Here is an 11,900-nt window from a genome sequence, read left to right on the forward strand (position 1 = left end):
ATTATTGAATAAAACTTCGGCTGAATCAATGACCCTCTATAAAAAAACATATTGTTGCGATAGTAAAAAAATATTTTAATATCATAGAAGAGAGAAAAAACAAATACTTTTACCGGTTGGAATTATTAAATGTGAAGAATGAATATTAGATTAGGAAATACTAAAGATTATATTGATAAATATGTAAATTCTCATGCCACTTCAGTAGTTGTAAAACGAGGAAAGCAGATGTATCGTTCCGGCAAAGTAGATTTTGAGGACTATTCCGAAAGAACTGATGGATGGAGCTTCTCTGTTCATGGTACCATGAAATATCGAATTATCATTTTAGGAGTGGATAATCTAAATATAGAAACTTCATGTACCTGTCCATTCGATTGGGGCAATTTATGCAAACACAGTATTGCAGCCCTCTATTTTGTGTCCGACAATATTGGAAATCAACCAACTCTTCTTGAATCAAAAAATAGCTTTTCACATTCCATAATAGCTTCTTCAAATCAAGTTGGAATTCGAGAAGATTATGAAATCACTGACTATAACACTATTACTGCTCAATTTATAAAAGATAATTTACCCACTGCACTATACGAGCAATTAATTTATTATCACTACAATAACATCTATTCTTCTTTAAAAACAGACCATAATTCTATTGTTTTTATAGCGCCCAACAACAAACCAATTATCACTTTTTATTTATCTGAAGGAAAAGTTTTTATTTCAAGTACTAAAAAAACATACAACAAACATTTATCTATAGAGGAAGCTCAATGTTTGTATTCCATTGCGAAATCAAATAGTCCCGATATTTTAGAGTATGTCTTCAGTGGAAAACTTTTAGAAAAAGAGAAGGAAACCTTAAACTCCTATGGTTTGTTTGAAAATATCAAATTTGAAGATTATTTCTATTATATTTTTGACAAAACGCATGGAATAACTTGCCACGAAAAAAAGGTATTGAGTGGTATTATTCCAATTATTGATACGCTTACGAATCAACACCTAAGTTTAATTGATAAAATAAACAATGACATTGAATTCATAAATCACCTAAATACAAATAGCGAAGAGAGGAGAATTGGTTTTGTTATCAAAGAAAAATGGGATTCCTATTATAACTACATGGATAAATCTGATGAATCGCAGGATTTTCACAAAGGATTTGAAATTGTACCTATCATTGGGAAAACCAATAAGCAAGGAACCATTTTATCAACACATATTAAAGAATATCTTCCCGAGCTGAGCGAAACCAATCTGATAAAAAAAGATGCGAAAGCAGAAAAGATACTAGGTATTTTAAATCAATATGAAAATACAAATAATGAAGAAACAAAGTTTCTATTACTAAAAGAGACTTATAACTTATTAATTGGTCAAACCTTTGTATATGGTTCCGATACTCCATCTTTTGAGGTAAAGAAAAAACACTTAATAGATATTAACCTTTCACAAGAGCCACTGGACATTAAATTTGAAGTAGAGAAAGAGCAATCGTTTCTGCTTTTGAAAATGAAATATAAAATTGGGAATGTGGTATTTGATAGAACAAAAAGTGAAGAAAATGTTTTAGACAATTGTATTCACCAAATTAATGGGCATCTTCATTTTGTAAAGAATTATAAGGCCGCCCAATATATTTCTCAGTTTCCAGAAAATTTAAAGATGGTTACCGATCATCAAGAGCAATTCTTTAAAAAGGTAATAGAACCGATTTCTAAGAACTTCGAAATTCATTACAGTGATCAAACATATATAAAAGAATCTGTAGAATTAGATTTTCATAGAAGGCAATTATTTCTATCCGAAAAAAACGAACACATTCTATTTACGCTTTATGTGGTTTATGACAATGATTTTTCAACCTCTTTAAATACTACAGGCCATATTCTCTCAAAAAACGGAAACACCATTACAGAATACAAAAGGAATTTCGAACTTGAGGATGATTTTATTGAAGTATTGGCTCAGTTACATCCCAAATTTGAGTTACAAAAAAACCGCAAGCTGTTTTATCTTCATCACAGCGATTTTACTGAAAACATGTGGTTTTATAAATTTTTCGATCATCTTCAAAATAACAATATCGAAGTTTATGGTCTCAAAGATTTGAAAAACTTTAAATACTCTCCATACAAAGGAAAAATCAGCACCTCCGTTTCTTCAGGTCAAGATTGGTTTGATGTAAATATCAATATTCGATTTGGTGATAAGCAAGCCAGCTTAAGCGATATTAAGAAGGCAGTGATCAATAAGCAGCGGTTTATACAATTATCTGATGGTTCTGTTGGAGTATTACCTTCCGAATGGTTTCATAAGTTAGAGAAGTATTTTAGGAATGGTATTGTGAAGAAGGATAAGCTAGAAATCTCCAAGCTTCACTTTTCGGTGGTTGACGAGCTTTTTGAAAATATTGATGATGAAAAGGTCATACTTGAAATAGCTGAGAAAAGAAGACGTTTACAAAGCTTCACTGAAATTTCAAAAACAGATATTCCAAAAGAGATTACGGCTGATTTGCGCCATTATCAAAAAGAAGGTTTAAACTGGTTAAACTTCCTTGATGAGATGCAATGGGGAGGAATTTTAGCGGATGATATGGGATTAGGAAAGACCTTACAAATATTAACTTTTCTGCAATATCAAAGCAATAAGAAAAAGTCTACGAGTTTAATCATAGTCCCCACCACCCTACTCTTCAATTGGGAAAACGAAATACAAAAGTTCGCCCCCCAATTAGAAGCTACCTATTACTATGGAACAAACAGAAACAAAGACACAGCTCATTTCAAAGATTTCGACCTTGTTTTCACCACTTATGGAATTCTATTACGCGACATTGAAAGCCTGAGCCAATTTAAGTTCAACTATGTAGTGCTAGATGAATCACAAGCCATCAAAAACCCTGCTTCCAGAAGATATAAAGCAGCCAATCTGATCAATGCCCGAAATAGGATAGCACTCACCGGAACACCTATAGAAAATGGTACCTTCGATTTATTTGCTCAGATGAATTTTGTAAACAAAGGATTCTTTGGAAGTCCTGCAAATTTTAAAGATAATTATTCCAATCCTATTGATAAAGAAGCAAACGAACTGATTGCTGGAGAATTACACAGAATAACTCATCCATTTATACTCAGAAGAACAAAAGAGAAAGTGGCGCAAGAACTACCGGATAAAACTGAAGATATAATCTATTGTGAAATGGAAGCCGGACAGAGAAAAGTCTATGATGCTTACCGAAATGAGTTTAAAAACCAATTACTCCATAAAATTGAAGATGAAGGCATCAATAAATCGAAAATGATGGTTTTAGAAGCCTTAACTCGCCTGCGCCAAATATGTGACTCTCCTTCTCTACTTAATTCTAACGATATAATAGAAACCCAATCCATAAAAATCAAAGAAATCATCCGTCATATCACCAACAAAACGGGGGATCACAAGATTTTAATATTCTCGCAATTTGTAAAAATGCTGGCTCTTATAAAAGATGAATTGGATAAAATTAATATCGATTATGAATATCTCGATGGGAAAAGCAGTGTAAAGCAAAGGGAAAATTCGGTGAATAATTTTCAAGACAATAACGATTTAAGGGTATTCCTCATCAGTTTAAAAGCAGGAGGAACAGGACTTAATCTTACTGCAGCAGATTACGTATACATTATAGATCCTTGGTGGAATCCCGCTGTCGAAAATCAAGCCATCGACCGTTGTTACCGTATTGGCCAAGACAAAAAAGTATTCGCTTATCGTATGATTTGTAAAAACACTGTGGAAGAAAAAATCATCAACCTACAGAATAAAAAGAAGAAAATAGCTGGCGATATTATACAAACTGATGAAAACATCATGAAGACTTTAGATACTAAAGATATTCAGGAATTGTTTTCTTAGGCTACATTGTTTGTGGTTTGTGGTTTGTGGTTTGTGACTGAACTGCTCACTGTTAACTTTTAACTATTGATTATTAACTAAAACCTCATGAAACAAAGAGTGAACTCTACCAAGTAATTCATCTTTCTCATCAAACTGAACATTACCAATGGAACGAATGGGAAGAACTCCTGGGGAGGTCCCGCAAATAAATGCGGCTTGATATTTTGATAATTCTCTATAATCTATGGAATCGAAAACAATAGGGATTGCATGTTTTTCACAAATCTCTAATACCTTCAATCTGGTGATTCCTCCCAAAACCAAATGGTCTGGAGCGGTGTATAGTTTATGATCCTTAATGAAAAAGAGATTGGAGCGACTACCCTCGGTGATTTGGTTTTTCTTGTTGACTAATATGGACTCAAAAACCTCCTCCAACTTTATCTGCTCGTTGGCTTTTTTTCTTAGACTGGCCTGATTTACTTTTAAGCTGGGATTTTCTCTTTCTTCGAATAATAAACTACAACAGACTCCTCTATTATAATCTTCCTTGGATGGATAATGACTCTCTATGGGAAATACAGCCCTTTTATCTTCTTGAATGATGATTTTTATATTGATGTCCCCTAAAGCATTTTCTTTTATTAGTAGTTCTATCTCACGCTCCAATAATGACGTATTTAGAGGAGGGTAATTTAAAGCATAACAGCTTTTCACCAATCGTTGGATATGATGATGGAGAAATATGGCTTTTGAGTTGATCAGCCTGATGACTTCATAGGCATATTTAGTAGGAAATATAGATTCTATTTCTTGAGCTGATAGACTAGTTATTTCACCAATTAAAACTCCTATATTTCTCATAACACCTGATATTTTTGGGAATAGCAAATATAAGCTTTAAAATAAGATCGTTTTACTCAATAATTAAGATGGGATCTAAAAAGTCTAGGAACTAAAAGTATCAATTTCAATTTTTATCAGAACAATCCAACCCGAAAAACCATCATATCATTCAAATATTTTTTTGTCTAAAATAGAATCCGAAAAAACTAGAGAACATTTGACAGTTCTTTAACATTCACAGAGGCCTCCAGAAATAAAAAAATGTATCTTTGTTCGCTAAATAACAGCCATTGAAAACACTAGAAAACATACTGAATCAGAGCACTTTCACTAAGGAAGACCTGGTATATTTATTGGGCTTAAAAGGCGAAGAAAGAAGTCTTTTAAGAAAGAAGTCTGCTGAAATTAAAAATGAGACTGTCGGGAATAAAGTCTATTTCAGAGGGTTGATAGAATATTCCAATAAATGTAAAAAAGACTGTTATTATTGTGGTGTTCGTGCTTCAAATTCTCATCCCTCCCGATATCAATTGGAGGATGCCGAAGTATTAGAAGCCGCCAAATTTGCCCACGATAATAAATTTGCTTCTTTGGTGATACAGTCGGGGGAGAGAAGCGATAAAGCATTTATTGCCAAGATTGAATACCTACTTCAGGAAATTATGAAAATGTCCAATAATGAATTGGGAATTACTCTTTCTTGTGGTGAGCAAAGCCTAGAAACTTATAAAAGATGGAAAGCCGCTGGAGCCAGAAGATATTTACTTCGTATAGAAACCAGTAATAGAGAACACTATTCCAAATTACACCCCAATGATAGCCTCCATGATTTTGATGAAAGAATAGCGGCATTGAAAAGACTCAGACAAGTAGGATATCAAGTAGGAACGGGAGTAATGATCGGACTCCCCTTTCAAACCCTAGAAGACCTAGCCAATGATTTGCTTTTCTTTAAAGAACTGGATATCGATATGGCTGGAATGGGTCCATTTATAGAGCATAAAGAAACCCCACTATACCCTCATCGCAATGAATTAATGACTTTGCAGCAACGTTTCGACCTCTCCTTAAATATGGTAGCTTTGCTTCGTATTATGATGAAAGACATTAATATTGCAGCCACTACCGCCATGCAAGCCATTGACCCACAAGGGCGTGAAAAAGCTTTATTCATTGGTTCAAATGTGATTATGCCCAATCTCACTCCAGTGAAATACCGTGAAGATTATCTTCTCTATCAAGACAAACCTTGTATTGATGAGGAGGCCGATGAATGTCAGAACTGCTTAGAAGCCAGAATTCATGTGGCTGGTGGCGATATTGGTTATAATGAATGGGGCGATAGCTTGCATTTTGCAAAAAGAACAAAAGGAGAATAATTGGGTATAAAAGAATAGAGCATTAGAAATACATAGGTTTTAATTCAAATAACATTCGTCATTATAAAAAATATGGACGGAAGTTAGAAGTTAGAAGACAGAAGAAAAAACTCAACAGGATGAAAAATTACGCTTTAATTTTAGCCGGTGGTTCTGGGAATAGAATGCAAGAAGAAACCCCTAAAGCATTTCTTGAAATCAATCAGAAATATTTAATTGAATATTCCATCCTTAAATTCTCTGAACACCCTCAAATTGACAAGATTATATTGGTGGTTCCAAAAGATTATTTAAAAATAACGGAGGAGCTTGTTAAAAATAAAAAATATCAAAAAGTAAGTGCAGTAAAACAAGGTGGAACGAGTAGGTTTGAGAGTAGTAGAATAGCAGTTAACACAGTAGAGGAAGACCAATCCAAAGTACTTATTCACGATGCTGCCAGACCTTTCATTACTCACAAAATCATTAGCCAATGCCTAGAATCATTAGAACAATTTGATGCTCTGAATCTATTGAGTCCAATTAGCGACACGCTCATCCAACTCCAAGACAATCAGATCATAGGAAATGTAGACAGAGCCCTTTACAGACAAGCTCAAACGCCACAATCCTTTCAGCTAAATACCATTAAAAAAACACATGAAGCCGCTCTTTCCGATGATATTGAAACCATTACCGATGATTTTAATTTAGTGTTGAAATACCAAACAGGGACTTGCTCTTGGGTGGAAGGAAATAGAATGAACTTCAAAATCACTTATCCTGAAGACTTGGAGCTGGCTCGTTTACTACTTCACTAAACCTTCCTTTAAAAATTTGATAACTTAGCCTCCCCTATCACTTTTATTAAATCGATATATTTGTACTCCTATTAACCACATGAACAATGAATCCCAACCATCAAAAAGATATTATTTCTCGCTCTCATCAACGAAGTAAGGCATTTGGAGTAGAAAAGGAAAGAGTCTATTCTAAAAAGATATTACCTCATCATCAACTGCAGAGGATTCTAGAAAATTCAAATAGTCTCTTACAGCTTTCCATGCCTTTTATCGAGAATATTTATAAGATTCTAGCCCAATCTGGATTTATCATTGTCTTGACTGATCATGAAGGCTGTATTCTTTACATCAAAGGAGAAGAAGAAACCGTAAAAGCCGCCCATGAAATCAATATGATACAAGGCGCCTATATGGATGAGAAAAGCATAGGAACCAATGCTATGGGAACAGCCATAAGTGAAGATATGGCGGTTCAGATTACAGCCAAAGAGCATTTTGTTTCTGCCTACCATAAATGGACTTGTTCAGCCGCTCCCATACATAATTGCAAAGGAGAGATTATTGGAACACTGAACCTTACTGCTGATAAAGTTCATGTGCATCCACATACTTTGGGTTTGGTTATTTCTGCGGTTCAAGCTATAGAGCATCATTTGAAAAATATAGATATCCAGAAACAATTAGTGAATTCTCAAAACTATGCTTTTGCATTAATGAACCACCTTTCTTTTGGTGTGTTTGCCATAGATGAAGAGGATAATATCCTTTGGGCAAATGATACTGCTTGTAGGATTATCAATATCAAAAGAAGTTTAATTATTCACAAACCCTTTATTGAATTATTAAAAAAATGGAATGTGATCAAACATAGCCTCCTCCAAGGGAAGCAATATTTTGATCAAGAAGAACAATTTAATTTGCCAGACATTCAAGACCGCTTCTTCTTCAATTGTTATAAAATGAAGTCGGAAGCTCATGATAGACCCGGATTCTTAGTCACCTTTCATGCCATCAATCGCTTTATCCAATTAGCAAATAAAGTGAGTGGATTAAAAGCTAAATATAGTTTCGATGATATCATCTGCAAAAGTCAGAAGATGAAGGAAATTGTAGAATACGCAAAAGTAGTTTCTAATAATCCTTCTACCATTTTAATCACTGGGGAAAGTGGTACTGGAAAAGAAGTCTTTGCACAAAGCATACATCAAGCAAGCGAGAGAAGAGAATCAAATTTTGTGGCCATCAATTGCGGAGCCATCCCCTCCGAATTAATAGAAAGCGAACTCTATGGTTATGAGGATGGTGCTTTTACTGGCGCAAAAAAAGGTGGAAAGCAAGGCAAGTTTGAGTTGGCAAATGGAGGAACCATCTTTCTAGATGAAATTGGCGAAATGCCTATGGACATGCAAGTTAAACTACTCAGGACCATACAAGAAGGCTATATCGTAAAAGTGGGCGGTAATCAACCTATCGATATCAATACGCGAATTATCGCTGCCACCAATAAGGATTTGAAAGTAGAAATTGATAAGGGGAACTTTAGACTAGACTTATTTTATCGACTCAATGTGATAGAAATAAATATTCCTTCACTGAAAGATAGAAGAGATGATATTATTCCTCTTACGCGCTATTTCTTGCAGTTAAAAGCGCAAAAACTGGCCAAAAGTTTACCCCAAATTCCAGACAGCACTTATGAGGAAATGCTGAATTATCAATGGCCTGGAAATATTCGAGAATTGGAGAATTTTGTGGAAAAGGCTGTTATTCTAAATGGCCAAGTGGGTATCGAGAAACGAATAGAAAACAATACCTCAGGTCCACTTACTCCTTCAATCCCCCATTCTACAAGAATAAAAACGCTTCAAGAAGTAGAAAAAGATAGTATTAAAGCGGCCATCAATCAATTGGATGGTAATATGACACAAGTAGCTAAAGCTTTAAATATTGGACGAAATACTTTGTATATGAAGATGAAGAAGTATCAGATTTCTCAGGATTAGTTTGATAGCTATTTCATCCGCGGATTGCACTGATTAACGCGGATTATAAATTCATTTTTAGATATAAGAACAATAGCATCCTAATAATTATTATAGATTCCTCGCTTCGCATCGGAATGACCAATTTATTGTCAACGAAATAGGAAGAAGGGCTTTGCTTTTGTCATTGAAAAAAGCAAAGCCCTTCTTCCATCCTAAAATAGTATACACACTGTATTTCTGAACACAATGCAATGAAGTGAAGAATCTTTTGTAAAATGAAACATGTATCAGATAGTATGGAGTAAGAAAAAAGTCATAATATCCTCACACCTCACTGTTCTATTATATGACACCGTTCTATATTATGACAGTATTTCGAGTTGCAATTGTAATTATTCAGTACATCTAAATTTTCTACAATATCAAACAATCCCCATATCACTCTGAATATCTATCACTTATATTTCGTGGCACGAGTCTTGAAAAAGGAAGCTTGAAAACATTTAAAAAACAAGCTATATGAATAGGTTCACCTTACCAAGAGATATTTACTACGGAAAAGGATCTCTAGAAGTACTAAAAACAATTAAAGGAAAAAAAGCAAGCATCGTAATTGGAGGAGCCTCTATCAAGAGATTCGGATATTTACAGAAACTTGAAGACTATCTAGCAGAAGCCGGAATAGAAACTCAGTTGATCGAGGGAGTGGAGTGCGATCCATCAGTGGAAACAGTGATGAAAGGTGCCAAAATGATGCAAGAATTCCAGCCTGATTGGATTGTTTCTATTGGAGGGGGCTCTCCTATTGATGCCGCAAAAGCCATGTGGGTTTTCTATGAACATCCAGAAGCCGATTTCAAAGAAATTGCCAAGCCTTTCAATATTCCTGAACTTAGAAATAAAGCCAAGTTCATTGCCATCCCAACTACCAGTGGAACTGCAACAGAAGTAACTGCTTTCTCAGTTATCACAGATTATTCAGAAGGAATTAAATATCCTTTAGCTGATTTCGAAATCACTCCAGATATCGCTATCCTTTGCCCTGAAATTGCCTATCATATGCCAAAGCAATTAACAGCTTTTACTGGAATTGATGCTTTAACTCATGCCACTGAAGCTTATGTAGCTTCTAATGCCTCTGACTTTTCAGATCCTTTGGCTCTAAAATCTATTAAAATGATTTTTGATAACTTGATGGATTCCTATAATGGAAAAGAAGAAGCCAGAGATAAAATGCATACCGCACAATGTTTAGCAGGAATGGCTTTCTCCAATGCTCTATTGGGAATTTGCCACAGTATGGCTCATAAATCTGGTGCTATTTTCCATGTTCCTCATGGCTGTGCCAATGCTATTTATCTTCCTTATGTATTAGAATACAACAGAACATCAGTTGAAGCTAAATATGCTGAAATTGCAAGATTCATTGGATTAAAAGGAAATACAGATAAAGAATTAGTGGATGAATATATCCTTCAAATTCAGAAAATGAACGAGCAATTGGAAATACCTAAAACTTTAAAAGAGTTTGGTGTGGAAGAAAAAGACTTTACCGATAACTTAGAAAGAATTTCTGAGAATGCAGTTTTAGATGCCTGCACTGGATGTAATCCAAAAGAAACCACCAAAGAAGACTTCATGAAATTATATTCATCAGCCTTTTATGGAGAAGTGAAATTTTAATTTAATTGCCATTGAATTAGAGTATTTGAAATGGAGGCTGTGTAAATTACAGCCTCCTATTTTTTTATTACTCTTTCTCCAATGCCTCTTCGTAATCGACATCAGTGAATATATAATCATATTGGTAATCATAATCATTTAACTGACCACCAGACCACGATTCTGAATAAAACATGTTTCTTGAAATATCTTGATTCGCCACCCTAAAATGTGTTATAGAAACAGTGTCGTTAAAAACAACTTGTAATGAATCAGCATAAAAAACTGGAGGGGGAACCACACCAGATCTATCTGAGCGATGCTCCTTGTTATAGCCACCTACATCTAGAATAATAGGCTCTCTTAATTTTCCTTTGTTATACAAATAAATATCAATTGAATGGCTTGAATTATTTCTTATAAAGTAGTCTCCGCTATAACTAGGATCCTGACATGAAGCAACTAATATTACTATAATAATTAATGCAATTATATTTTTCATATTTAACAGATTTATAAATTAAAGAAAAAATTCAAATAAACATCAATATGTTTATCAGTCATATTTGAAGGCTTATGGGCTTTGAGTTTTGTTCTTAAACTTGTTAAGCCATAGGAGAATTTAATAATATTAGACTCCAAGTAGGCTGCATTTTTACTCTTTCTCCAAAGCCTCTTCGTAATCCTCATCAGTGAATATATAATCAAACTCATTATGATATTCCGACAATTGACTAATCCAAGAACTAGACAAAAACATATTTCTATTTACATCTTCACCAGTTACTATATAAAAATGCGTTATGGATACCGTATCATTAAAAACCACATGCAAGGAATCTGCTCTAAAATTTGGAACAATATCATTACCACCGCCTCTATTTCCATGTGAATCCATTTTAAACTCACCAACATCTAGGACAATTGGTTCTAGATGCTCAACTTCACTGTAAAACTTTTGTATGGTTATCTTCTGATTTGAATTATTTCTTATGAAGTATTTAGCAGTATAGTGTGGGTCTTGACATGAGCTGATAATTAATACAATAATAATTATAAATAATGATAAATATTTTTTCATGGCAAAAGATTTATAGATTAAAGAAAAAATTCAAATAAACATCAATATGTTTATCAGTCATATTTGAAGGCTTATGGGCTTTGAGTTTTGTTCTTAAACTTGTTAAGCCATAGGAGAATTTAATAATATTAGACTCCAAGTAGGCTGCATTTTTACTCTTTCTCCAAAGCCTCTTCGTAATCCTCATCAGTGAATATATAATCAAACTCATTATGATATTCCGACAATTGACTAATCCAAGAACTAGACAAAAACATATTTCTATTTACATCTTCAC

The 11,900-nt window shown here is 34.1% G+C and carries 8 protein-coding genes; 5 read left to right on the top strand and 3 right to left on the bottom strand.

Going from position 1 to position 11,900, the window contains the following annotated elements:
* Nucleotides 1-138 precede the first annotated feature (138 nt).
* The gene (locus tag HNS40_RS08970) at nucleotides 139-3,906 is read left to right on the top strand and encodes a DEAD/DEAH box helicase (RefSeq protein ID WP_172279860.1); all 3,768 of its coding nucleotides are present in this window, start codon (nucleotides 139-141) and stop codon (nucleotides 3,904-3,906) included.
* Nucleotides 3,907-3,969: 63 nt separating this feature from the next.
* Here the strand turns inward: HNS40_RS08970 and HNS40_RS08975 are convergent, their stop codons facing one another.
* The gene (locus HNS40_RS08975) at nucleotides 3,970-4,752 is read right to left on the bottom strand and encodes an aminotransferase class IV (protein WP_172279862.1); all 783 of its coding nucleotides are present in this window, start codon (nucleotides 4,750-4,752) and stop codon (nucleotides 3,970-3,972) included.
* 272 nt (nucleotides 4,753-5,024) lie between these two features.
* Here HNS40_RS08975 and hydE point away from each other — a divergent pair, with 272 nt between their 5' ends.
* The 4 genes from hydE to HNS40_RS08995 all read left to right on the top strand — a co-directional run bounded on the left by hydE (nucleotide 5,025) and on the right by HNS40_RS08995 (nucleotide 10,563).
* Nucleotides 5,025-6,113: a [FeFe] hydrogenase H-cluster radical SAM maturase HydE gene (hydE, locus tag HNS40_RS08980; protein ID WP_172279882.1), complete on the top strand. Its 1,089-nt coding sequence runs from the start codon at nucleotides 5,025-5,027 to the stop codon at nucleotides 6,111-6,113.
* Nucleotides 6,114-6,232: 119 nt separating this feature from the next.
* Nucleotides 6,233-6,913: a 2-C-methyl-D-erythritol 4-phosphate cytidylyltransferase gene (gene ispD, locus HNS40_RS08985; protein ID WP_172279884.1), complete on the top strand. Its 681-nt coding sequence runs from the start codon at nucleotides 6,233-6,235 to the stop codon at nucleotides 6,911-6,913.
* An 86-nt stretch (nucleotides 6,914-6,999) separates the two neighbouring features.
* Complete coding sequence (locus HNS40_RS08990; protein WP_172279886.1) at nucleotides 7,000-8,898, top strand: sigma-54-dependent Fis family transcriptional regulator; 1,899 nt, start codon at nucleotides 7,000-7,002, stop codon at nucleotides 8,896-8,898.
* A gap of 501 nt (nucleotides 8,899-9,399) precedes the next feature.
* Nucleotides 9,400-10,563 (top strand): iron-containing alcohol dehydrogenase, encoded by a 1,164-nt coding sequence (locus tag HNS40_RS08995; RefSeq protein ID WP_172279888.1) that lies wholly within the window; start codon nucleotides 9,400-9,402, stop codon nucleotides 10,561-10,563.
* 67 nt (nucleotides 10,564-10,630) lie between these two features.
* Here the strand turns inward: HNS40_RS08995 and HNS40_RS09000 are convergent, their stop codons facing one another.
* Complete coding sequence (locus HNS40_RS09000) at nucleotides 10,631-11,044, bottom strand: hypothetical protein (RefSeq protein WP_172279890.1); 414 nt, start codon at nucleotides 11,042-11,044, stop codon at nucleotides 10,631-10,633.
* A 153-nt stretch (nucleotides 11,045-11,197) separates the two neighbouring features.
* Nucleotides 11,198-11,623, bottom strand: a complete 426-nt coding sequence (locus HNS40_RS09005; protein ID WP_172279892.1) for a hypothetical protein — start codon at nucleotides 11,621-11,623, stop codon at nucleotides 11,198-11,200.
* Nucleotides 11,624-11,900: the final 277 nt, after the last annotated feature.

Origin of the sequence: Lentimicrobium sp. S6 (assembly GCF_013166635.1) — a bacterium.
GTDB lineage: Bacteria > Bacteroidota > Bacteroidia > Bacteroidales > UBA12170 > UBA12170.